This window comes from Pseudomonas sp. KCJK9016 (assembly GCF_046231795.1).
Classification (GTDB): Bacteria; Pseudomonadota; Gammaproteobacteria; order Pseudomonadales; family Pseudomonadaceae; genus Aquipseudomonas; species Aquipseudomonas bananamidigenes.
Map to the genome: position 1 here is coordinate 23,365 of NZ_JBJJMM010000016.1, position 20,914 is coordinate 44,278.

The window sequence follows — 20,914 nt, forward strand, 5'->3', positions numbered from 1 at the left end:
TTATTTTTCCTCCAGCAAATGGGTGTCGAAGTCGTTGCGCAAGGCATCGATGCCTTCCAGGCGGTCCGCCAGGTCCGGGCTGCGCAGGGTCAGGCAGGCGATCAGCGCTTCGACCTGGGCCAGCGCCGGAACCATGGTGTCGAACGGCGACGCCGACTCCACCGGGGCGCTGATGATCATGTCGGCCAGTTCCCGCAACGGCGAGGCGTAGATGTCGGTGAACAACACGACCCGCGCATTGTTGTGCTTCGCCGCCGTGGCCACGCGCAGGGCCTGGGTCTGGTAGCGGCGATAGTCGAACACCAGCACCACATCCTGACGTTGCAGATCGAACAGGCGATCGGGCAGTTGAGCGTTGTCTTCCAGGGCAAAACAACCGGGGCGCAGCAATCGCAGGTGATTGAGCAGGTAGGTGGCCATCAGGCTGCTGAAGCGCCCGCCGAAGCAGTAGACCTGATGGCGGGTGTCAAGCAGCCATTGCGCCAGGATCCGCACGTCTTCGGGTTGAGTCAGGGCCTGGGTTTCCGCCAGCAGGCTATGGCTGTGGGCCAGATAGTGGCTCCAGGCATCGTCCTGGTTCAGGTTCGAACGGGGTTGCAGCAGCGTGCGTGGCGAACGCAAGCGATGGTCCATGTCGCTGAGCAGGGCATCCTGAAATTCGGCGTAACCGCCAAAGCCGAGTTTTTTGACCAGACGCACGATGGTCGGATCGCTGACACCGGCGTGCTCTGCCAGACGTGCCATCGGGCCAAGTCCGTTGCGCGGGTACTGATCGAGCAAGGCGCGGACGACTTTGCGCTCTGACGGCGTAAGGTCCAGGCCGGGATCGGTAATCAGGTCTCTGAGAGGGGGCATCCGGGCTCCTGCTGGATGGGGGGGTGTTGAATTCGCTTCACAATCCGTTAAAACAGTATTTATGTAACTGACGTTACATGTCTAGTGAATTTTCCGTGGCGTCAGCGAAGTCCCCAAATGGGGCGAAATGCCCGTGTAGCAAGGGCTACATGGATATCCACGGGTCTTGTAGTCCATTGCCCATTGTTGTGTCAGTAATTACCGCTTTGTTATGAGGGAGCGATTTCGGTGCTGTCACGAAGGAGCCCGGTTTACGGCACAATTACGGCTCTGCCGGCGCTTTGCCGGATGTTTTTTACTTTCTGACCGAGTGATCCAGCGTGCAGGCCACCCGTTTGACCTTGATTTGTCACGCCAGAACCGTCTCACAAAAATTGGCGCGTTTTCCTACGGATGAGCCCGTTGAAAAAAGGGCTGTGACGTCTGACTTCCTGGCCAGCCGGTTCGAGTTACCACGTCGTTTGATCTGCGGTCCGGAACTGCGTACACGCCAGACCGCCGCATGGTTCGGTGCAGATGCGAAGATTGATGAAGCCTTGCGCGATTGCGACTGGGGCCGTTGGCAGGGGCAGTCGATCAAAGACCTGCAGCGAGATGAACCGGAAGCCTTGCAGGCCTGGCTCGAAGATCCCTGCGTTGCGCCCCCCGGCGGTGAGTCAGTGGTCCAACTCTGCGAACGGGTGGCCGTGTGGCTGGCGGCCCTGCAAACCACGCCGGGACATGTGGTGGCCGTGACCCATCCGTTCTTGATCCGGGCAGCGCTGACACAGGTCCTGCAGGGCGAGGCGTTCAACCGGATCGATGTCGAGCCGCTGGCGGCCGTCGAGTTGCGTTTCTTCGGGCGCTGGCGACTACGCTTGTCCGGCATCGACCTTGAAGGAGACTGCGTATGAAGCGATTGCTGGTGATCGGCATAGGTGCCGGCAACCCCGACTACATCACGATGCAGGCCGTGAAAGCGTTGAATCAGGTGGACGTGTTTTTCCTCATGGACAAGGGCCGGAGCAAGGACAAGTTGATCGACCTGCGTCGCGAAATCTGCGAACGCTACATCACCGATCGTACTTACCGCTTCGCCGAAGCCCGCAGTCCGGAGCGGGAGCGCGGCGACGTGGATTACGGGGTCAGCGTCGATGATTTGAACCGGGCCAGGCAGCAAACCTTCGAACACCTGATCAATGACGAATTGTCTGACGGTCAGTGCGGCGGTTTTCTAGTGTGGGGTGATCCGGCGTTGTACGACAGCACGATCCGTATTCTGCAGGCGATTCTGGCCTCGGGGCGATGTGCGTTCGAGTTCGACGTGATCCCTGGCATCACCAGCGTTCAGGCCCTGGCGGCGCAACACAAGGTGCCGTTGAATACCATCGGCCACTCGATTGAAATCACCACCGGCCGACGTCTGGCGGTGGGGCAGGTGAGCGACACCGACAGCCTGGTGGTGATGCTCGATGCCGAAGACTCCTATCATCGGGTGGCTGATCAGGAGACAGAGATCTACTGGGGGGCCTACCTCGGGACGCCGGATGAAATCCTCATCAGCGGCAAGCTCAAGGATGTCGCCGATGACATCGAGCGGGTACGCAAGGCGGCGCGGGCCGAGCATGGCTGGATCATGGACACGTATCTGTTGCGCAAGTCCTGACCTCTCGACCAAAGCGCTCGCGATACACCGAGGGCGGCACGCCGACCACGCTGCGAAACGCCACGCGAAAGCTCTCCACTGAACGATAGCCACAGCGCTGGGCGATCTGTTCGGTGTTCTGCGGTGTGCTTTCCAGTAACTCCCGAGCCCGGGCCAGGCGCTCGTGTTGCAGCCAGGCTTTGGGCGACTGACCGCTGGCCTGGGTGAATTTGCGCAGGAAGGTACGTTCGCTCATCGCCGCTTCGCTAGCCAGATCGCGTACTTCCAGTGGTTCATGCAAGCGCTCGCGGGCCCACTGCATCACACGCGACAGATCGCTGCGCGGGGTCGGGCTGACCGGTGTCGGAATGAATTGCGCCTGACCGCCGGTGCGCTGCGGCGACATCACCAGCCGACGCGCCACCGAGTTGGCCACCTGAGTACCGAAGTCCCGCGCCACCAGATGCAGGCAGGCGTCGATCCCGGCGGCGCTGCCGGCCGAGGTGATCAACTGGCCGGAATCGACGTAAAGCACATCCGGATCGACATCGATGGCCGGGAAGCGCTCGGCCAGCTCCGTGGTGTAGCGCCAATGGGTAGTGGCGCCGTGTCCGTCGAGAAGTCCGCTGGCCGCCAGCACAAAGACGCCGGAGCAGATCGACAACAGCCGGGCGCCGCGCGAGTGCGCATCACGCAATGCTTCGAGCAATGCCTCAGGCACCGGCGCGCTGCGGTCACGCCAGCCGGGAATGATGATGGTGCGCGCCTCTGCCAACAGTTCCAGACCGCCATCGGCCAAAACCTGAATCCCGCCCATGGCGCGCATCGGGCCTTGATCGACGGCGGCGATGCAGTGCGTGTACCACGGGAATTCGAATTCCGGTCGGGCCAGGCCGAAGATCTCCACGGCGATGCCGAACTCGAACGTACAGAGGCCGTCGTAGGCCAGGATCGCGACCAATCCAGGTGAATCAGGCATTTGGCGGAAAGTTCCCGGTGAGTGTCTTGTGCGCCACTTTAGCGGCAAGCGACGGCTCGATAAAGTCTGTTCATCCCTTCACAGACGTAGGAGCAACACAACATGCCCAGCCTGGTTCGCCAAATTCCTGCAGCCCCTTCGGCCATTGCCCTGATGCACTTCAGCAACCGTCTGACCTTCGAGACCGACTGTTCCGATGTCTTCAGCAGCCAGGAGGCCGGCGAGGTCGACTTTGTGCTGGTGGACGTGCGCGGGCCGCTGGCCTTCGAGCGCGGTCATGTACCGGGGGCGATCAACATTCCGGGACGTCTGCTGACCGCCGAAGCGCTGGCGGACTACCCTGGCTCCACGCTGTTCGTGGTCTATTGCGCCGGGCCACACTGCAATGGTGCCAACAAGGCTGCGGTAAAACTGGCGGCGCTGGGTTACCCGGTCAAGGAAATGATCGGCGGGGTGACCGGCTGGCTCGATGAGGGTTTCGAATTGAGTGTCCCGGCACCACGCAGCGTGACACCTGCGATTGCCTGCGATTGCTGATACCCGTTGAGTTGCCGCCCTCGGCGGCAACTTTTAATGGCTTTGTCCTACAACCCTTGCACCGCTCTGGCGCACACTTTTCCTGTGTGACGGCACTCGCCGATTTTCTGTAAGTATTTGTCGCTTAAAAACAATTTGCCCCGTGCGTGGCGCCATAGACTGCCGGCCACTTCGGTTTCTTTGCGCTCACCAGCCCAAGGCCGAACCTGACAATCGAAAGCTGCCAATAAAAGCCTCCGCACACGGGAGTAATAAATGAAAAAGCTGGTTATGTTCGGTGCCCTGGCACTGTCGATGTTGTCCCTGACCGCCGTGGCCGAAGACGCCAAACCGATCCGTATCGGTATCGAAGCCGGTTACCCGCCATTCTCGATGAAAACCCCTGACGGCAAACTGGCCGGTTTCGACGTGGACATCGGCGACGCGCTGTGTGAGCAGATGAAAGTCAAATGCACCTGGGTCGAGCAAGAGTTCGACGGCCTGATCCCGGCGCTGAAAGTGAAGAAGATCGACGCGATCCTGTCCTCGATGACCATCACTGACGATCGCAAAAAAAACGTCGATTTCACCATCAAGTACTACCATACCCCGGCGCGCTTCGTGATGAAGCAAGGTTCCGGCGTGAAAGACCCGCTGGTCGAGCTCAAGGGCAAGAAAGTCGGCGTGCTGCGCGCCAGTACCCACGACCGTTACGCTACCGAAGTGCTGGTACCGGCCGGGATCGAGCTGGTGCGTTACGGCTCGCAGCAGGAAGCCAACCTGGACATGGTGTCCGGCCGTATCGACGCGATGCTGGCCGACTCGGTCAACCTGAGCGACGGCTTCCTGAAAACCGACGCCGGCAAAGGCTTCGAATTCGTCGGCCCGACCTACGAAGACGCCAAGTACTTCGGCGGCGGCGCCGGTATCGCCGTGCGTAAAGGCGATACCGAGCTGGCGGAGAAATTCAACACCGCCATCAATGAAATCCGCGCCAACGGCAAGTACAAGCAAGTGCAGGACAAGTACTTCGACTTTGACGTGTACGGCCATTAATACGCCTTGGAAAAAGTGGCCCCGTTGATGCGGTGGCCACTTTTTTTTCGCCTGTGATTTATCCTGTCAGCACATTTTCAAGGCAGTCACTGTGCAGCAGCGACTACAGAATTTCCGGAGTTCCCCATGCAACGCATCGATCATGTTCTGCCCTGGAGCCACTTGGGTAGCGAGCGCTCTCTCAGCGTCTTTCGTTACGGTACCGGCCCGCGCAAGGTCTACATTCAGGCCAGCCTGCACGCCGATGAGTTGCCGGGCATGCGCACCGCGTGGGAACTGAAACAGCGCCTGAGCGAACTGGAACAGCAAGGCCGGCTGCAAGGCGTGATCGAACTGGTGCCGGTGGCCAATCCCATCGGTCTCGACCAACACCTGCAAGGCAGTCATCTGGGCCGCTTCGAACTGGCGAGCGGCAAGAACTTCAACCGTTCCTTCGTTGAACTCAGTGCCCCGGTGGCGGAGCGCATCGGCAAGCAGTTGGGCAGTGATGCCGAGGCCAACACCGCCCTTATCCGCCAGACCATGGGCCAGGTGCTCGACGACCTGCCGGCCCCGACCTCGCAACTGGAAGCGCTGCATCGTCTGTTGCTGCGCCATGCCTGCGACGCCGACATCACACTGGACCTGCACTGCGATTTCGAGGCGGCGATTCACCTTTACGCGCTGCCGCAACACTGGCCGCAATGGCAATCCCTTGCCGCTCGCTTGAAGGCCGGCGTGGCACTGTTGTGTGAAGACTCTGGCGGCAGTTCGTTCGATGAGTCGTGCTCCACGCCCTGGTTGCGTCTGGCACGGTTGTTTCCGAACGCGGCGATTCCACCCGCCAACCTCGCCACCACGCTGGAACTGGGCAGTATGGGCGATACCCGGGTCGATCAGGCACAGGCCAATTGCGAAGCGATCCTGGGCTTTCTGGCAGAGCAGGGCTTCATCAGCGGCGAATGGCCGCAAGCGCCGCAAGCATGCTGCGAAGGCATGCCGTTCGAAGGCACCGAATACCTGTTCGCTCCGCACCACGGCGTGGTGAGCTTCCTGCGCGACGCCGGTGAATGGGTCGAGCGCGGTGATCCCCTGTTTGAAGTGGTCGATCCGTTGAAGGATCGCGTCACCACCGTGCGCGCCGGCACCAGCGGCGTGCTCTTCGCCATCGACCGTGGGCGCTACACCCAGCCGGGCACCTGGCAGGCGAAAGTGGCGGGGCGCGAGCCGATTCGGGCAGGCAAGCTGATTAACGATTGACTCCTTCGGCCGAACCACAGTGTTAGGCTCTGCCCCGAACCCTGCACTGTGTGAAGGAAGGCTTATGTTGAAAGTGTTTGCGCTGCTGACGCTGCTTGTGTCCACCGCCGTTCAGGCTCAGACCTCGCTGCAGAACGATCTGCCGCTCAACTACCTGGCCCAGGTTCACCCGGACGCCGAACAGCGTCCGCTGGTGATTTTCCTGCATGGCTATGGCAGTAACGAAGCCGACCTGATCGGCATGAAATTTCAGCTGCCCGCGCAATACAACTACCTGTCGGTGCAGGCGCCGATGGCGTTGGGAGAAGGGCGATTCCAGTGGTTTCGCAAGAAGGGCGAAGGAGCCTACAACGGTGAGACCGATGATCTGAAGGCCGCCAGCCAGAAACTGCGAGCCTTTGTCACCGCAGCCGCGCAGAAATATCACGCCCGACCGGATAAGGTGTACCTGATCGGTTTCAGCCAGGGCGCCATGATGACCTACGAGGTGGGGTTGCGGCAGCCGGCAGCGGTCGGTGGCATTGCGGCGTTGAGCGGGCGGGTGTTGCCGGTGCTCAAGAATGAGCTGACGTCAGCGCAGCATCCGCCGCTGGCGATCTTCATCGGCCATGGTACGGCGGATGACCGGGTGCCTTACAGTGGCGCCACGTCGGCCAAAGCGCTGCTGGAGAAGCTGGATTACACACCGGAATTTCATGCCTATCCCGGCGTCGGCCACAGCATCAGTGCGGCCGAGCTTCGGGATTTGAACGGCTGGTTGCAGCGACTCAATCCGTGACGATCATTTTTCGCTGAGGATGGCTTTCACCAGCGCGTCGTGACCGCTCTTGTCGCTGGCCCGGGAAATCACCTGAACCAGCGCCATGCGGGTGCCGGAGCCGGCCATCAGCGTGGTGTTGAGCGTCTGGCCACCGCCCTGGGTCGCGGTGCTGTCCACCTGGCGCAGTCCCAGGCCATTGCTTTTGCGGGTCAGGCTCTTTTCGCTCAGCTTGTTGAAGTCCGGCAGTGCCTTGCGCTGGCCTTCGATGAAGTCGGAGACGGTGCTGTCGAGAAATGCACTGTCGTTGTCCTTGACGTTGTTGCCTTCGGGAATCTGGTTCTCGGCGGTGATGACCACGGTTTTGCTGGTCTGGTTGGTGTACATCGTGCCCTTGGCACCGGTCGGGCCGGCCGGCAGCGGGTCGCCGACGAAACCCTTGGGCAAGATAAAACTGAACTTGCCGTCGAGCATCGAGACTTTCTCGGTGACAGCCTTCTCTTTGGCCTTGGCCGCCTGGGCACCGACGGCGCCGAAACCGGCCACCGCCGCCAGCAGCAGGACGACGGCTTTCTTGCTAAGCAATGACATTCGAATCTCCGAGGGATGGTCGCGCTTGGGCGGCGATCATCCCACGGAGCACACCCGGCACTCCAGAGCGGTTTGTCCGGGCGGATTCAATTGGCCGACGGCGCTGGCGCCGGCCTGGCCAGCAACTGCCGCGTGACCCCGAGCATCGCCACCGAAACGGCCACCGCCACGACGAAGCCGCCATAACCCAGACTTGGCACCGTCAGGGCCAACACCAGGCAAAACGCCGAAAACGAATACATCCCCGTGGCCGTCGCCCGCAACAGCGCGGCGGTGAATGCCGGCCCGCGCGTCTGCTGGGAAAACACTGCCATCACGCTGCCCAGCACCGGGAACACCGCGAGCAATCCGCTCCAGCGCTCGCCGACCGTGCTGGCCAGCATCGTAACCACCAGCGTCAACGCCGCCCCGGCAATCATCCGCCAGATCAGTTTGTCCGACTTCGGCGCCGGGCCGCTGGTCACCGGTTGCACCTTGGGGAACAGGTAGGGCGCGGCAAGGAGGGCGGTCGCCGCAGCGGCAATGGAGAAGGGCAGCGACGCCGGAATCAGCGACAGGATCAGCGCCAACACGGCCCAGATCGAAAGAGAAACCACCAGCGCCAACGGCCATTTCGCCCGCTGCGCCACCTGCGCGTAGGTGATGCAAAACGCAATCATCGCAAACATGGCCGACAGCGCCGCGACCGCCGATTGCGCGGCAAACGCCGGACCTTGCTCGATGGCGAGGAAAAACAGAATCGGCCCGACCACCACCGGCAACCCCGACAGCCACCCGGCCACGCTGGGACCCCAACGTTTGCCCGCCAGGGAAATCAGCAAAAGAAAACCGGGGATCAGCAGCAGTTTGAGGATCAGCACGCGGGTGACTCCGTGGGTGAGAGACGGCCACGGTAGCATTGCCGGTGATGGATTGCTGAAAATGCATGCAATAAATGTATACAAAGTGCCGAAAGGGATCGCCGACTATGCTCTGGTAATCAGGGTTTACCGGAGTCGATGCCGCGATGAGCAGAACACCGAGGGTGTTGCGTGGATGCTGCGGAGTCGGCTTGTGGGCATTGTTGCTGACACCGACCTGGGCCAGTTGGCAGGACGCTGTGCCCGGCGCGCAGATCATCGGCACCGGTGACTTCAGCGTGTTCGGTTTCGACATATATAACGCCCGGTTGTGGAGTGCCGCACGACCGCTCGCCGACGGCCAGCCTTTCGCGCTGGAGCTGATCTACCGGCGCAATGTGTCGCGCGATGATCTGGTGAAGGCCAGCGTCGATGAAATCAAACGCCTGGCGGGCTCCGCCATCAGCCCGGCACAACTGGCCGTGTGGCAGACCCAGATGCAGCAATCGTTCGTCGACGTCCAGGCCGGCACGCGGATTACCGGGGTGTATCTGCCGGGGCAGGGCGCACGGTTCTTTGTCGGCCAACAGTTGCAACATGAGATCGACGATCCTCTGTTCGCCCAGGCGTTTTTCAATATCTGGCTGGACCCACGCACGCGCAGCCCCGAATTGCGCCGGCAATTGCTCGGCACTGCCGGACCCTGAGCGCAGCACATCGGCGCTTGGGTGCGCCGACTGAAACGTCTAAGCTGCGCCTTTCGACTTGTTTCTGGATGTGTGCGTGAAATTCAGCCTGCCCAAAATCGCCACTGCGCCGTTCTGCCCGCCGGAAGTGGCCGGCAGCGTCTCGGTCGATCCGAATGCCTCGTTCTTCAAACGCGTTCTGCGTTTTGCCGGCCCCGGTCTGCTGGTGTCCATCGGCTACATGGACCCGGGCAACTGGGCGACGGCCATCGAGGCCGGTTCGCACTTTGGTTACAGCCTGTTGTTCGTGGTGCTGCTGGCGAGCCTGGCGGGGATGGCGGTGCAATGCATTTGCTCGCGGCTGGGCATCGCCACCGGACGCGATCTGGCGCAACTGTCCCGCGAACGCTACAGCACCCCGACGGCGCGGCTGCAATGGGTGCTGGCGGAAATCTCGATCATTGCCACCGACCTTGCAGAAGTGCTCGGCTGCGCGCTGGCGTTTCACTTGTTGCTCGGTTGTTCTCTGAGCTTCGGCATTGCCCTGACCGCATTCGATACCTTGCTGGTGCTGGCCCTGCAAAACCGTGGATTCCGCAGGCTGGAAGCGATCATGCTGGTGTTGGTCGCGACCATCGGCGCGTGCTTTTTCGTCGAGCTGCTGCTGATCAAACCATACTGGCCGGACGTTGCCCAAGGTTTCAAACCGTCGCTGTCGGCGATCAGCGAAGCAGGGCCGCTGTACCTGGCCATCGGCATCCTCGGCGCCACCGTCATGCCGCATAACTTGTACCTGCACACGTCGATCGTGCAGACGCGGCTGATCGGCCAGGATCTGGCCAGCAAGCAGGATGCGGTAAAACTGGCGCGCATCGACACCATCGGCTCGCTGGCGCTGGCCTTGCTGGTCAACGCGGCGATCCTGATTCTCGCGGCGGCAGCCTTTCATCAAACCGGCCATTCCGATGTGGTGGACATTCAGGACGCCTACCACTTGCTCGACCCGCTGGTGGGCGGCGCGCTGGCCAGTGTGCTGTTCGGCGTGGCGCTGCTGGCGTCGGGGCAGAGTTCGACCTTCACCGGCACCATCGCCGGCCAGGTGATCATGGAAGGCTATCTGAACCTGCGCATTCCCTGCTGGCAGCGACGCTTGATCACCCGGGGGTTGGCGCTGATCCCGGCGTTCATCGGCGTGTGGCTGATGGGCGAAGATGCGGTGGGCAAATTGCTGGTGCTGAGTCAGGTGGTGTTGAGCCTGCAATTGCCGTTTGCGCTGTATCCGCTGATTCGCATGACCAACGACAAGCAACTGATGGGGCCGTTTGTGAATCGATTGCCGACAAGGATTCTGGCGTGGGGCCTGTTTGGAGTGATCAGCGGCGCCAATGCCTGGTTGATTCTGCAACTGGCGGCGTGATTTTCCACACGACGGGCAAAAAAACACCCGGTGCGACGTCAGTCGTACCGGGCTTGTTGCCAACGGGCAATGGATGTCGTGGATCCGCCGCCCGCTGTTGAACGCTTTTGTGCTTAAGCGCGTTCAAGCGCCAGAGCGACGCCCTGACCGCCGCCGATGCACAGGGTCGCCAGACCCTTTTTCGCATCACGCTTGATCATTTCGTGCAGCAGGGTCACCAGCACCCGGCAGCCCGATGCACCGATCGGGTGACCGAGAGCGATGGCGCCGCCGTTGACATTGACCTTGTCCAGATCCCATTGCAGATCCTTGGCCACCGCCAGCGATTGCGCGGCGAACGCTTCGTTGGCTTCGATCAGGTCGAGCTGGCCGATGTTCCAGCCGGCCTTGTCCAGGCAGCGGCGAGTGGCCGACACCGGGCCGATGCCCATGATCGCCGGGTCCACGCCCGCGTTGGCATAGGCGGCGATTTTCGCCAGCACCGGCAGGCCAAGGGCCTTGGCTTTTTCCGCGCTCATCAGAATGACCGCAGCCGCGCCGTCGTTCAGCGACGAAGCGTTGCCGGCAGTGACGCTGCCGTCCTTCTTGAAGGCCGGGCGCAGTTTGGCCAGGGATTCGGCGGTGGTGTCGCCCCGTGGTTGTTCGTCGACCTTGAACGCCACCGGATCGCCTTTGCGCTGCGGGATCAGGATCGGGGTGATTTCATCGACAAAGCGTCCGGCCTCGATGGCGGCAGCGGCTTTCTGTTGCGAAGCAGCGGCGAAAGCGTCCTGCTGCTCGCGGCTGATCTGGTATTTCTCGACCAGATTCTCGGCGGTGATGCCCATGTGGTAATCGTTGAACGCATCCCACAGACCATCGCTGATCATGGTGTCGACGATTTGCGCGTGCCCCATGCGCAGACCGGTGCGAGCGCCCGGCATGACGTAATTGGCCAGGCTCATGTTTTCCTGACCGCCGGCGATGATCACGTCGGCGTCGCCGCAACGGATCGCCTGGGCGCCGAGGTGCAGGGCCTTGAGGCCCGAGCCGCAGACCTTGTTCAGGGTCATGGCCGGCACGGCGTGGGGCAGGCCGGCCTTGATCGCCGCCTGGCGCGCCGGGTTCTGGCCGGCGCCGGCGGTCAGCACCTGGCCCATGATCACTTCATCGACCTGGGCACCGTCCAGACCGGTCTGCTCCAGCAACTGACGAATGACCGCCGCGCCCAGATCCACGGCGGAAACGGTGGCCAGCGATCCCTGGAAACTGCCGATCGCGGTGCGCGTGGCGGCAACAATGACGACGTCTTGCATTTTCGAATTCCTCACTCGGCAGCGAACTGCATTTCCGGTACGTGATCCGGGACGACAAGTTTACCAGCGGTTTTGGCGACGATTTCCTCGACGCTGACGCCAGGTGCGCGTTCCTTGAGGACAAAAGCGCCATTTTCGATTTCCAGGTACGCAAGGTCGGTCAGTACGCGCTTGATGCAACCGGCGCCGGTCAGCGGCAGGCTGCACTGGCTCAGCAACTTGGACTCACCGTCCTTGGATGCGTGGGTCATGATGACAATGATGTTGTCGGCGCCGGCCACCAGGTCCATCGCGCCGCCCATGCCCTTGACCAGTTTGCCGGGAATCATCCACGAGGCGATGTTGCCTTGTACGTCCACTTCGAAGGCGCCCAGCACGGTCAGGTCGACGTGACCGCCTCGGATCATTGCGAAGGATTCGGCGGAGTTGAAGATCGATGCGCCGATACGCGCGGTCACCGTTTGTTTGCCGGCATTGATCATGTCGGCGTCGATGGTTTCTTCGGTCGGGAAAGGGCCCATGCCGAGCAGGCCGTTTTCCGATTGCAGCATGACTTCCATGCCTTCGGGGATGTAGTTGGCGACCAGGGTCGGAATGCCGATGCCCAGGTTCACGTAGAAGCCGTCCTGCATTTCGCGGGCGACGCGTTGAGCCATTTGTTCGCGGGTAAGTGCCATGTTCTTGTTCTCCGTCAGCCTGGATTATTTGCGGATGGTGCGTTGTTCGATGCGTTTTTCGAACGTGCCGCAAATGACCCGGTCGACGTAGATGCCGGGGGTGTGGATCTGCGACGGATCCAGTTCGCCGGGCTCGACGATTTCTTCGACTTCGACCACGGTGATCTTGCCCGCGGTGGCGGCCAGCGGGTTGAAGTTCTGCGCGGTGTGACGGTAGATGACGTTGCCGAAGTGGTCCGCTTTCCAGCCTTTGACGATGGCGAAGTCGCCGGTGATGGATTCTTCCATCAGGTATTTGCGACCGTGGAATTCACGCACTTCCTTGCCTTCGGCGACCGGCGTGCCGACGCCGGTGGCGGTGAAGAACGCCGGGATGCCGGCGCCGCCTGCGCGCATTTTTTCGGCGAGAGTGCCTTGCGGGGTCAGAACGACTTCGATGTCGCCCTTGAGCAGTTGCTCTTCGAACAGTTTGTTTTCGCCGACGTAGGAGGCGACCACCTTGCGGATCTGGCGGTCGGTCAGCAGCACGCCGAGACCGAAGCCATCGACGCCGCAGTTGTTGGAGACGACGGTGAGGTCGCGGGTGCCCTTGCGCTTGATCTCGGCGATCAGGTTCTCCGGAATGCCGCACAGGCCGAAGCCGCCGGCGATCACGGTCATGCCGTTCTCAAGGCCCGCCATGGCTTCCTCGTAGGAATATACTCGCTTGTCGAAACCTGCCATATGCACCTCTTTTATTGTTTGTCGGGCGGCTGGCTAGCCGAATGACTGGAGTGTCTCGCTGCTGGATATATTTGTTAAGTTGATTTTTAAGGTGGATTGATTGATAAATCTCATCAAATCATCATCCTTTGTCTTGCAGCTTAACGCTTGAAGCTCGCAACGGGAGCAACGCGACCATGACCATCAAGCAGATCCGCGCCTTTCTCGCCGTGGCCCAGAGCCTGAGTTTTGCCGTGGCCTGCGAGCGGCTGCACCTGTCGCAGTCGGCGCTGAGCCTGACCATCAAGGCGCTGGAAGAGGGACTGGGCGGGCGCCTGTTCAGCCGCAACACGCGCAACGTGGCGCTGACCCCGGAAGGCGAATCGCTGCTGCCGCTGGCCCGGCGCCTGATCGCCGATTGGGACAACGCCGAAGATGAAATGCGCCAGCGCTTCAGCCTGCAACGGGGGCGAGTGACGCTGGCGGCGATGCCGTCGTTCGCCGGCAACCTGCTGCCGCCGATCCTCAAGTCTTTCCGGGCGCGCTACCCGAACGTCAATGTCACGGTCAACGACGTGATCAACGAGCAGGTATTGGAAATGGTTCGTGATCGCCAGGTCGAACTCGGCGTGGCGTTCGAGCCGCTGCAGAACACTTCGTTGACCTTCACACCGCTTTACCGGGATCGCTTCGTCGCCGTGGTGCCCCAGGATTCACCGTTGGCCCGGCGTACCGATGTCGACTGGCAGACCTTGCTCGAAGAACCCTTCATCACTCTGCAGCGACCGTCGACAGTGCGGGTGATGCTTGAGGAACACTTGCAGGCCCGAGGGATGAAATTGCCGGTGGAGTTTGAAAGCCATCAACTGGCGACCGTCGGGCGGATGGTGGCCAGCGGACTGGGTGTCAGCGCGGTGCCGGCCCTGTGCGCCGAGCAGATGCGCGAGCTGGGAGCGCACTGCCTGACCCTGCATCAGCCCGTGGTGGAGCGGGCGATTGGCGTGTTGACTGATTCCGGGAATGAATTGTCGGCGGCGGCGCAGGCGCTTTTTGACATTCTCAAGGCTGAGCACTGAGGCGTTGAGCCAATGACGGCAGAATGTGTTCGCAGGACGCCTCGATCTTCAAATCCAGCAGCTCATCCGCCCGGGTCTTGCCCAGATTGATCGCGATCAGCGGCTTGCCCCGATCCGCAACCACCCGGCACAGGCGAAACGCCGAATACGCCATCAACGACGAGCCGACCACCAGCATTCCCGCCGCATTCTCCACTGCTGCCATGGCCCGCGCCGCCGTTGGTTGAGCCACGTTCTCGCCAAAAAACACCACATCCGGCTTCATCCGTTCGCTTTCACAGTACGGACAGTACGGTACCTGGAAAAGTGCCTCGAAAGCCGGATCAAGCAGGGTGTCGCCGTCCGGCGCCTGCACCGCATCGACGCCCGCCAGATACGGATTTTGCGTTTCCATCACGCGCTGGATCGAATCCCGCTCGCTGCGCCGGCCACAGTCCAGGCACAGCACCCGGTGCAGGCTGCCGTGCAGCTCGATGACATCGTGACTGCCGGCCTGATCGTGCAAGGTATCCACGTTCTGGGTGATCAATCCGCCGATACGCCCCTGGCTTTGCAGGCTGGCCAGTGCCTCGTGGGCCGCATTCGGTTGTGCCTGGCGCACACGTGGCCAGCCGAGCATGGCCCGGGCCCAGTAGCGACGGCGCGACTCGGGCGCCGACAGAAATTCCTGATACATCATCGGCTGGCGACCCCGCCGCACGCCGTTGGTGTCGCGGTAGTCGGGGATGCCCGACGGCGTGCTGATGCCGGCGCCGGTCAGCACCACGAAATCGCCGTCGGCCATGATCCGTTGCAGATAATCGAGATATTCGTCAGAAGGGTGGTCGAGCATGTTCGGTGTTCCGCAGGCTGCGAGTGCCTTGCAGGTTAGCACCGCCGGGCGCCTCTTGCGGGGCGCCCGGTGCCGACATTTACTTGCGTGCCTCCAGTATCAGGTTGAACGGCGTCTGTGTCGCCCGCCGGAACTGCTTGAACCCGGCCTCATTGAACACCTTGCGCAAGCGCAACTCACCAGCCTGTGCCCCGAGCCCCAGGCCCACTTCCTGGGACAGCGAGTTCGGTGTGCAGATGAACGTCGACGCCGCATAGAACAGGCGCCCGACCGGGTTGATGTTGTCGTCCAGGGTGTCGTTGGCAAACGGCTCGACCAACAGCACGGTGCCGTCGTCTTTCAGGCAATCATAGGCATGCCGTGCTGCGCCGACCGGGTCGCCCATGTCGTGCAGGCAGTCGAAGTAGCAGATCAAGTCATAGTCATCGCCAGGAAAGCTTTTCGCCGTGCCCTGGAAAAACTTCGCCCGGCTGCTGACGCCAGCTTCTTCGGCGCGTTGGGTGGCGACGGTGACCGAGGGGGCGTGGTAGTCGAAACCGACGAAACGCGAGTTGGGAAACGCCTGGGCCATGATCACCGTGGAGGCGCCATGACCGCAGCCGACATCGGCCACCTTGGCCCCTTCTTCGAGTTTGGCCACCACGCCGTCCAGGGCCGGCAGCCATTCGGCGATCAAATGCCCTTTGTAACCGGGGCGGAAGAACCGTTCAGTGCCGGTGAACATGCACGGATGATGATCGCCCCAAGGCAAAGCACCATTGCCGCGCATGGCTTTGACCAGTTTGTCCTTGTCGTGGAAAAACGACGCCACCACGCCGAGGCCGCCGGCCACGTAGACCGGCGATTCATCCTTGGCCAGGGCCATGGCCTGTTCTTCCGGCAAACGGAATTTGCCATCCAGGTGTTCCATGTAGCCGGAGGCTGCGTGGGCGCTGAGCCATTCGCGGACCAGGCGGGTATTGCAGGCGGTTTTTTCGGCGAGGGTTTCCGGGGTGATCGGTTGGCTGTCGGCCATAGCTTTGTACAAGCCGAGTTCTTCGCCGACGATGACATTGGCCAGCATCGCTGCGCCGCCCATGTCGTTGACCAGTTTGCCCATGAACTCGTTGAGTCTGGCCTCGTCCATGTCATGTGCTCCTGTCAGGGATCACAGTCCGGTGATGATGGGGGTCGAGGCATGCACCACCGGGCGGTGGTCGTGGAAACGGGCAGGGCGCCGATGGCGTCTGCGGCCCCCTCGACTGGGTACTGATTGAGTCTAGTCGGTGTTGGGCGGATTTTTGTATCTGCATGTATCAAAAGTGGCCGGGGATACACAGCCCTGCAAATGCCAAGGCGGGGGAACACAGCCGTGATACAGCGTGCGCATTCACTGGTCCTCTGTCGCCACTGTCGGCGGCTCATTTACAGAGGTCTTGCCCCATGCAGATTCCCCGCCCCACCTTGCAGGCCAGCGTCGGGCTCGGCCTGCGTCGCGGCCTGATGAAAGATCTTCAAGCCGCCCGCATCGGCGATTTCGACTTTCTCGAAGTCGCCCCGGAAAACTGGATCGGTGTTGGCGGCGCTCACGGTGCCGCGTTGCGCGAACTGGCCGAGCGTTATCCGTTGTCCTGTCACGGTTTGTCGTTGTCGCTCGGCGGACCGGCGCCGCTGGACATCGACTTCCTTCGGGAAGTCCGGGTGTTTCTCGATCATTACAACGTGCCGCTGTACAGCGAGCACCTGAGTTATTGCAGCGACGACGGTCACCTCTATGACCTGCTGCCGCTGCCGTTCACCGAAGAGGCGGTGCACCACGTTGCCGCGCGGATCCGTCAGGCCCAGGACATCCTCGGCCGGCGTCTGGCAGTGGAAAACGTTTCCTATTACGCCGCCCCCCGGCAGGACATGGACGAGGTGACCTTCACCAATGCCGTGCTGCGCGAGGCGGATTGCGATCTGCTGCTCGATGTGAACAACGTTTACGTCAATTCGATCAACCACGGTTTCGACCCGCAGACGGTTCTGGCCGGGATCGAACCGGGCCGGGTGGTCGGGATGCATGTGGCGGGGCATTTCGACGAGTCCGACACGCTGAAGATCGACACCCACGGCGCTTCGGTGAAACAGGTGGTCTGGTCATTGCTGGCGGAGGCCTACGCACGTTTTGGCGTGCAGCCGACCTTGCTCGAACGCGACTTCAACTTTCCGGCATTCTCTGAACTGGTGGCCGAGTTGCAGACCATTCGCCGCTTGCAGCATCAGGGAGGCCAGCGTGGATAACCTTGAGCAGCAACAACAGGCCCTGACGCGCTACCTGCGCGACCCCGAAAACCAGACGCCGCCGGCCGACATGAACGCGGCGCGGGTCAATGTCTATCGCGATCTGGTCTTCAACAATGTCTCGCAGCTGTTGGGTGGGACCTTTCCGGTGCTGATCCGGATCATCGGTCAGGAGCGCTGGCGCACATTGATTCGCGGCTTTCTGCGGGACTACCGCGCGCAGACGCCGAAATTCGGTGAGATCGCCGAAGAGTTCGTCGGTTACCTCGCCTCGGAGCCAGCAGTGTTGAGTGCGGGCGAGTGGCCGGCGTTTCTGGTGGAACTGGCGCATTACGAGTGGGTGGAGATGGTGTTGCAGCAATCCGACGCCGAACCGCTGCCAAACAGTGATCCCGCGTTGCTGCTGGAGCGGCCACTGCAGGTTTCGGCGCTGGCCTGGCCATTGGCGTATGTGTGGCCGGTGCAGATCCTCAGCCCTGAATATCAGCCGTCAACGCCACCCGCCCAGCCAACCCTGTTGCTGGTGCGGCGTGCGGCGGATTTCAGTGTGAAGTTTTCCGAGTTGAGTCCGTTGGCGTGGCGGTTGTTGCAGCGAGTTGGCGAGTTCCCTGCGCTGAACGGTCGCGAGCAACTGGAAGGGCTGGCGATGGAGGCGGGGTTGCCGGGAACTGCGTCGTTCATGGACAGCGGACTGGCGTTGTTGCAACAGATGCACGAGGACGGTGTGATCGGAATCAACTGATCCCACAAACACCGCAAATCCTGTGGGAGCGAGCCTGCTCGCGAAGACGGTCTGTCAGCCAACGAAGATGTTGTCTGGACTGACGCCATCGCGAGCAGGCTCGCTCCCACAGGGACTTATTCTTGGCTCAGGTGTGTAGGGGCAGTTTTAACTCCGCGCACAACCCGCCCCCTTCACGGTTGCTCAGATTCAGCGACCCCCCCAGCGCCATCGCCAGTTGCTGGGCAATCGCCAGCCCCAGCCCGGTTCCGCCGGTGCTGCGGTTGCGCGAGTTTTCCACGCGGTAGAACGGCTCCATCACCTGGGCCAGTTCTTCTTCGGCGATGCCCGGCCCGCGGTCCATGACCTTGATCGAAAGGCCGGTCTTCTCTCGCTGGATCAGCAGCTCTGCGGCACCGGCAAATTTCAGTGCATTGTCGGTCAGGTTCACCAGCACCCGTCGCAGGGCGTGGGGGCGGGTGTCGATGACCGCTTCGCTCTTGCCGCTCAACTGCACTTGCTTGCCCATGTCCTGATAGTCGAACACCAGACTGTCGAGGAACGAATCGAGGTTGGTGCGACGGCTTTCTTCGGTCGCGCCATGGATGCTGCGGGCGTAGGCCACGCCTTCTCGCACCAGATGCTCCATCTCGCCGAGGTCGTTCCACAGTTTGTCCTTTTCCGCCGAATCGTCCATGAACTCCGCCCGCAGTTTCATTCGGGTGATCGGGGTTTGCAGGTCATGGGAAATTGCCGCCAGTAACTGCATGCGCTCCTTCAGGTACGCGGCGATGCGCGCCTGCATGGTGTTGAACGCACGGGCGGCGTAGACCACTTCGTTCGGACCCTGCTCATCCAGATTGATCGGATGGGCGTTGGGGTCGAGGGTTTCCACCGCATTGGCCAGCCGGGTCAGCGGGCGGATGGCGATGCGCACCGCCAGCCAGGTACAGGCAATCATCAGCGCCAGTTGCCCGAGCAGCACCACCGGTAGCCAGGGTGACAGCGGCACCATCGACGGTCGCACATCGATGGTCACCGGGCTGCCGTCGCTCAGGCGCAGATGGCCCTGAAAGTGCTTTTTCGGCCCGGGAATGTCGGTGAAGGTCAGCGGATAGTTTTCGCCGATGGCGTCGGTGATCGAGGTGACCGCAATCGGCACTTCGCCCGAATTGATCGGTGTACCCGGTTCGCCTTCGCTGAGCAGGTAGCCGTAGTTGGGCCGGGCCAGGCGTTCGAGCCATTGCGGGCGCTCGGCTGCGGGCAGGCGGTCGAGGATCGCGATCGAGGTCGACACGTCGGTTTCCAGGTTGCCCAGCATGGTGTTCTTTGCGCTTTCATAGCGCTCGTAATACTGAGCACCGAATGAAAGCGCCTGGGCGAGGATCAGGCCGATCAGGAAAATCAGCGACAGCCGCGAGGCGAGGGTGCGCGGCCAGTGCAGCGCGATCTTCATGCAGGGGCTCCGAGGATTTCCACCGGCAGCGAAAACACATAACCCTCGCTGCGTACGGTCTTGATGTAGGCCGGTTCACGGGCATCATCGAGCAGTCGCTGGCGCAGGCGGCTGACCAGCAGGTCGATGGAACGGTCGAACAGATCGGCGTCGCGGCCCTGGGTCAGGTTGAGCAACTGATCGCGGCTCAACACCCGCTGCGGATGATCGAGGAATACCCGCAACAGGCGGTATTCCGCACCGCTCAGGGCGACCATGGTGCCATCGCTGTCCAGCAGGTGCCGGGCCGAAGTGTCGAGCTGCCAGCGACCGAAGGCCAGCAAGCGCCCGCTTTCGGTGACCACCAGATTGGGCGGCAGCATGCGCGTGCGGCGCAGCACGGCGTTGATCCGCGCCAGCAGTTCGCGGGCGGCGAAGGGTTTGGTCAGGTAATCGTCGGCGCCCATTTCCAGGCCGATGATGCGATCGGTCTCATCGTTGCGTGCGGTGAGCATCAAGACCGGCGTGGCCTTGTGTTTGCCGGCGCGCAATTCGCGGCACAGCAGCAGGCCGTCATCGCCGGGCATCATGATGTCGAGCACGATCAGGTCGACGGTGTTGGCTTCCAGAAAACTGCGCATCTGCCGCCCATCGGCGACCACGGTGGTGCGCAGGCCATTCTTTTTCAGGTAGTTGCCAACCAGTTCGCGAATCTCGCGGTCGTCGTCGACGATGAGAATGTGATCGACATGATCCATGGAGCCAAACCTCTATCAAGTGGGGGAATGTCTCGCAGTCTATAGAGCCCGTACCGGCTCGCCTGCCTGCCTTTGTATTGCAGTGTATCTGCCGCGATGGCTGATACATGTGGACGCAAAATCACGATTTTTTCCGGGTTTTGTATCGCTGTGTATCCCCCGGCGGGCGAGATACGTAGCGATTTATACCGGACGTTTTCCGACACAGACGGGATACCTCGCGAGCTTTAAATGAGCTCCATCGAGGCACACCACAGCGCCTCGGCTCAAACAACCGACTACCCATTGAAGCCTTGAGGAAAACGCCATGACTCACAAATCCGCAATCGCCGCCTGCCTGTTTGCCGCTCTGAACATCTGCACCCTGTCGGCCCGCGCCGAAGCAGCTGCCCCGCAAACCTACACCTACGGCACGCATCTGGATATCCAGAAAGTGATCTCGATGAAAGAAGACAAATCGATGACCTGCGGCATCGTCGACGCCCGCATGACCTACCTCGATTCGGCCGGTCAGACCCGCGTACTCGATTACAGCAAATTCGCCGACGGCTGCAACAACGAAAACTGATTGCCCACTTCCATCAAAGGACTCTCGCC

At 61.6% G+C, this 20,914-nt stretch carries 23 protein-coding genes; 12 read left to right on the forward strand and 11 right to left on the reverse strand.

Features of this window, described 5'->3' with window-relative positions; translation table 11 throughout:
* Entirely contained in the window at nt 1-855 is an 855-nt protein-coding gene (locus ACK6BI_RS16860) for a MurR/RpiR family transcriptional regulator (RefSeq protein WP_409317936.1), read from the reverse strand.
* Between the two features lie 320 nt (nt 856-1,175).
* Here ACK6BI_RS16860 and ACK6BI_RS16865 point away from each other — a divergent pair, with 320 nt between their 5' ends.
* Both ACK6BI_RS16865 and cobF read left to right on the forward strand, forming a co-directional pair.
* On the forward strand, nt 1,176-1,748 hold the full coding sequence (locus ACK6BI_RS16865) for a histidine phosphatase family protein (RefSeq protein ID WP_409317937.1): 573 nt from the start codon (nt 1,176-1,178) through the stop codon (nt 1,746-1,748).
* Nucleotides 1,745-2,500, forward strand: coding sequence for a precorrin-6A synthase (deacetylating) (cobF, locus tag ACK6BI_RS16870; RefSeq protein ID WP_409317938.1), 756 nt, complete (start codon nt 1,745-1,747; stop codon nt 2,498-2,500). Before ACK6BI_RS16865 ends, cobF begins: the two co-directional genes overlap by 4 nt.
* On the opposite strand, the gene ftrA is transcribed toward cobF, so the two are convergent.
* Nucleotides 2,469-3,458 (reverse strand): transcriptional regulator FtrA, encoded by a 990-nt coding sequence (gene ftrA, locus ACK6BI_RS16875; RefSeq protein ID WP_409317939.1) that lies wholly within the window; start codon nt 3,456-3,458, stop codon nt 2,469-2,471. The two genes, cobF and ftrA, sit on opposite strands and share 32 nt — an antisense overlap.
* Before the next feature lie 102 nt (nt 3,459-3,560).
* Between ftrA and ACK6BI_RS16880 the strand changes: the two genes are divergently transcribed.
* From ACK6BI_RS16880 to ACK6BI_RS16895, 4 genes are all read left to right on the forward strand, one after another.
* The gene (locus ACK6BI_RS16880; RefSeq protein ID WP_409317940.1) at nt 3,561-3,995 is read left to right on the forward strand and encodes a rhodanese-like domain-containing protein; all 435 of its coding nucleotides are present in this window, start codon (nt 3,561-3,563) and stop codon (nt 3,993-3,995) included.
* A 255-nt stretch (nt 3,996-4,250) separates the two neighbouring features.
* Nucleotides 4,251-5,030 carry an ABC transporter substrate-binding protein gene (locus ACK6BI_RS16885; RefSeq protein WP_065260389.1) on the forward strand — a complete coding sequence of 260 codons (780 nt, stop codon included), beginning with the start codon at nt 4,251-4,253 and terminating at the stop codon, nt 5,028-5,030.
* 126 nt (nt 5,031-5,156) lie between these two features.
* Complete coding sequence (locus tag ACK6BI_RS16890; RefSeq protein WP_409317941.1) at nt 5,157-6,269, forward strand: succinylglutamate desuccinylase/aspartoacylase family protein; 1,113 nt, start codon at nt 5,157-5,159, stop codon at nt 6,267-6,269.
* 64 nt (nt 6,270-6,333) lie between these two features.
* Nucleotides 6,334-7,047 carry an alpha/beta hydrolase gene (locus tag ACK6BI_RS16895; RefSeq protein ID WP_409317942.1) on the forward strand — a complete coding sequence of 238 codons (714 nt, stop codon included), beginning with the start codon at nt 6,334-6,336 and terminating at the stop codon, nt 7,045-7,047.
* Nucleotides 7,048-7,050: 3 nt separating this feature from the next.
* Here the strand turns inward: ACK6BI_RS16895 and ACK6BI_RS16900 are convergent, their stop codons facing one another.
* Together ACK6BI_RS16900 and ACK6BI_RS16905 are read right to left on the reverse strand one after the other, a co-directional pair.
* Complete coding sequence (locus ACK6BI_RS16900; protein WP_409317943.1) at nt 7,051-7,617, reverse strand: hypothetical protein; 567 nt, start codon at nt 7,615-7,617, stop codon at nt 7,051-7,053.
* An 86-nt stretch (nt 7,618-7,703) separates the two neighbouring features.
* Nucleotides 7,704-8,477, reverse strand: a complete 774-nt coding sequence (locus ACK6BI_RS16905) for a hypothetical protein (protein ID WP_409317944.1) — start codon at nt 8,475-8,477, stop codon at nt 7,704-7,706.
* A gap of 146 nt (nt 8,478-8,623) precedes the next feature.
* Here ACK6BI_RS16905 and ACK6BI_RS16910 point away from each other — a divergent pair, with 146 nt between their 5' ends.
* The gene (locus ACK6BI_RS16910; RefSeq protein WP_409317945.1) at nt 8,624-9,163 is read left to right on the forward strand and encodes a chalcone isomerase family protein; all 540 of its coding nucleotides are present in this window, start codon (nt 8,624-8,626) and stop codon (nt 9,161-9,163) included.
* 127 nt (nt 9,164-9,290) lie between these two features.
* Nucleotides 9,291-10,559, forward strand: coding sequence for an Nramp family divalent metal transporter (locus tag ACK6BI_RS16915; RefSeq protein ID WP_409318037.1), 1,269 nt, complete (start codon nt 9,291-9,293; stop codon nt 10,557-10,559).
* Nucleotides 10,560-10,672: 113 nt separating this feature from the next.
* On the opposite strand, the gene ACK6BI_RS16920 is transcribed toward ACK6BI_RS16915, so the two are convergent.
* Genes ACK6BI_RS16920 through ACK6BI_RS16930 form a run of 3 tightly spaced genes read right to left on the reverse strand, consistent with a single transcriptional unit; the run spans nt 10,673 to nt 13,254 of the window.
* A complete protein-coding gene (locus ACK6BI_RS16920; protein ID WP_065260382.1) occupies nt 10,673-11,854 on the reverse strand; it encodes an acetyl-CoA C-acetyltransferase in 1,182 nt (393 codons plus the stop codon).
* A gap of 11 nt (nt 11,855-11,865) precedes the next feature.
* Nucleotides 11,866-12,531: a CoA transferase subunit B gene (locus ACK6BI_RS16925; RefSeq protein WP_085704101.1), complete on the reverse strand. Its 666-nt coding sequence runs from the start codon at nt 12,529-12,531 to the stop codon at nt 11,866-11,868.
* A gap of 24 nt (nt 12,532-12,555) precedes the next feature.
* On the reverse strand, nt 12,556-13,254 hold the full coding sequence (locus tag ACK6BI_RS16930; RefSeq protein ID WP_085708698.1) for a CoA transferase subunit A: 699 nt from the start codon (nt 13,252-13,254) through the stop codon (nt 12,556-12,558).
* A gap of 176 nt (nt 13,255-13,430) precedes the next feature.
* Here ACK6BI_RS16930 and ACK6BI_RS16935 point away from each other — a divergent pair, with 176 nt between their 5' ends.
* A complete protein-coding gene (locus ACK6BI_RS16935; RefSeq protein ID WP_409317946.1) occupies nt 13,431-14,309 on the forward strand; it encodes a LysR substrate-binding domain-containing protein in 879 nt (292 codons plus the stop codon).
* On the opposite strand, the gene ACK6BI_RS16940 is transcribed toward ACK6BI_RS16935, so the two are convergent.
* Both ACK6BI_RS16940 and ACK6BI_RS16945 read right to left on the reverse strand, forming a co-directional pair.
* A complete protein-coding gene (locus ACK6BI_RS16940) occupies nt 14,293-15,141 on the reverse strand; it encodes an NAD-dependent protein deacetylase (protein ID WP_409317947.1) in 849 nt (282 codons plus the stop codon). The genes ACK6BI_RS16935 and ACK6BI_RS16940 overlap by 17 nt on opposite strands.
* Nucleotides 15,142-15,220: 79 nt before the next feature.
* Entirely contained in the window at nt 15,221-16,267 is a 1,047-nt protein-coding gene (locus ACK6BI_RS16945; RefSeq protein ID WP_409317948.1) for a class I SAM-dependent methyltransferase, read from the reverse strand.
* 296 nt (nt 16,268-16,563) lie between these two features.
* On the opposite strand from ACK6BI_RS16945, the gene ACK6BI_RS16950 reads away from it, so the two are divergent.
* Both ACK6BI_RS16950 and ACK6BI_RS16955 read left to right on the forward strand, forming a co-directional pair.
* The gene (locus ACK6BI_RS16950) at nt 16,564-17,403 is read left to right on the forward strand and encodes a DUF692 domain-containing protein (protein ID WP_409317949.1); all 840 of its coding nucleotides are present in this window, start codon (nt 16,564-16,566) and stop codon (nt 17,401-17,403) included.
* A complete protein-coding gene (locus ACK6BI_RS16955) occupies nt 17,396-18,145 on the forward strand; it encodes a DUF2063 domain-containing protein (protein WP_409317950.1) in 750 nt (249 codons plus the stop codon). Before ACK6BI_RS16950 ends, ACK6BI_RS16955 begins: the two co-directional genes overlap by 8 nt.
* A gap of 127 nt (nt 18,146-18,272) precedes the next feature.
* On the opposite strand, the gene ACK6BI_RS16960 is transcribed toward ACK6BI_RS16955, so the two are convergent.
* Complete coding sequence (locus ACK6BI_RS16960) at nt 18,273-19,580, reverse strand: ATP-binding protein (RefSeq protein WP_409317951.1); 1,308 nt, start codon at nt 19,578-19,580, stop codon at nt 18,273-18,275.
* The gene (locus tag ACK6BI_RS16965; RefSeq protein WP_065260374.1) at nt 19,577-20,317 is read right to left on the reverse strand and encodes a response regulator; all 741 of its coding nucleotides are present in this window, start codon (nt 20,315-20,317) and stop codon (nt 19,577-19,579) included. The genes ACK6BI_RS16960 and ACK6BI_RS16965 overlap by 4 nt, the downstream gene beginning before the upstream one ends.
* Before the next feature lie 307 nt (nt 20,318-20,624).
* Here ACK6BI_RS16965 and ACK6BI_RS16970 point away from each other — a divergent pair, with 307 nt between their 5' ends.
* Nucleotides 20,625-20,885, forward strand: coding sequence for a DUF2790 domain-containing protein (locus tag ACK6BI_RS16970; RefSeq protein WP_065260373.1), 261 nt, complete (start codon nt 20,625-20,627; stop codon nt 20,883-20,885).
* The last annotated feature ends 29 nt before the right edge of the window (nt 20,886-20,914 follow it).

Excerpts from the sequence above, each read along its gene's own strand:
- ACK6BI_RS16860 (WP_409317936.1), bottom strand. The coding sequence starts at position 855 with ATGCCCCCTCTCAGAGACCTGATTACCGATCCCGGCCTGGACCTTACG.
- cobF (WP_409317938.1), top strand. The coding sequence starts at position 1,745 with ATGAAGCGATTGCTGGTGATCGGCATAGGTGCCGGCAACCCCGACTAC.
- ftrA (WP_409317939.1), bottom strand. The coding sequence starts at position 3,458 with ATGCCTGATTCACCTGGATTGGTCGCGATCCTGGCCTACGACGGCCTC.
- ACK6BI_RS16880 (WP_409317940.1), top strand. The coding sequence starts at position 3,561 with ATGCCCAGCCTGGTTCGCCAAATTCCTGCAGCCCCTTCGGCCATTGCC.
- ACK6BI_RS16885 (WP_065260389.1), top strand. The coding sequence starts at position 4,251 with ATGAAAAAGCTGGTTATGTTCGGTGCCCTGGCACTGTCGATGTTGTCC.
- ACK6BI_RS16890 (WP_409317941.1), top strand. The coding sequence starts at position 5,157 with ATGCAACGCATCGATCATGTTCTGCCCTGGAGCCACTTGGGTAGCGAG.
- ACK6BI_RS16895 (WP_409317942.1), top strand. The coding sequence starts at position 6,334 with ATGTTGAAAGTGTTTGCGCTGCTGACGCTGCTTGTGTCCACCGCCGTT.
- ACK6BI_RS16900 (WP_409317943.1), bottom strand. The coding sequence starts at position 7,617 with ATGTCATTGCTTAGCAAGAAAGCCGTCGTCCTGCTGCTGGCGGCGGTG.
- ACK6BI_RS16910 (WP_409317945.1), top strand. The coding sequence starts at position 8,624 with ATGAGCAGAACACCGAGGGTGTTGCGTGGATGCTGCGGAGTCGGCTTG.
- ACK6BI_RS16920 (WP_065260382.1), bottom strand. The coding sequence starts at position 11,854 with ATGCAAGACGTCGTCATTGTTGCCGCCACGCGCACCGCGATCGGCAGT.
- ACK6BI_RS16925 (WP_085704101.1), bottom strand. The coding sequence starts at position 12,531 with ATGGCACTTACCCGCGAACAAATGGCTCAACGCGTCGCCCGCGAAATG.
- ACK6BI_RS16930 (WP_085708698.1), bottom strand. The coding sequence starts at position 13,254 with ATGGCAGGTTTCGACAAGCGAGTATATTCCTACGAGGAAGCCATGGCG.
- ACK6BI_RS16935 (WP_409317946.1), top strand. The coding sequence starts at position 13,431 with ATGACCATCAAGCAGATCCGCGCCTTTCTCGCCGTGGCCCAGAGCCTG.
- ACK6BI_RS16940 (WP_409317947.1), bottom strand. The coding sequence starts at position 15,141 with ATGCTCGACCACCCTTCTGACGAATATCTCGATTATCTGCAACGGATC.
- ACK6BI_RS16945 (WP_409317948.1), bottom strand. The coding sequence starts at position 16,267 with ATGGACGAGGCCAGACTCAACGAGTTCATGGGCAAACTGGTCAACGAC.
- ACK6BI_RS16950 (WP_409317949.1), top strand. The coding sequence starts at position 16,564 with ATGCAGATTCCCCGCCCCACCTTGCAGGCCAGCGTCGGGCTCGGCCTG.
- ACK6BI_RS16960 (WP_409317951.1), bottom strand. The coding sequence starts at position 19,580 with ATGAAGATCGCGCTGCACTGGCCGCGCACCCTCGCCTCGCGGCTGTCG.
- ACK6BI_RS16965 (WP_065260374.1), bottom strand. The coding sequence starts at position 20,317 with ATGGATCATGTCGATCACATTCTCATCGTCGACGACGACCGCGAGATT.
- ACK6BI_RS16970 (WP_065260373.1), top strand. The coding sequence starts at position 20,625 with ATGACTCACAAATCCGCAATCGCCGCCTGCCTGTTTGCCGCTCTGAAC.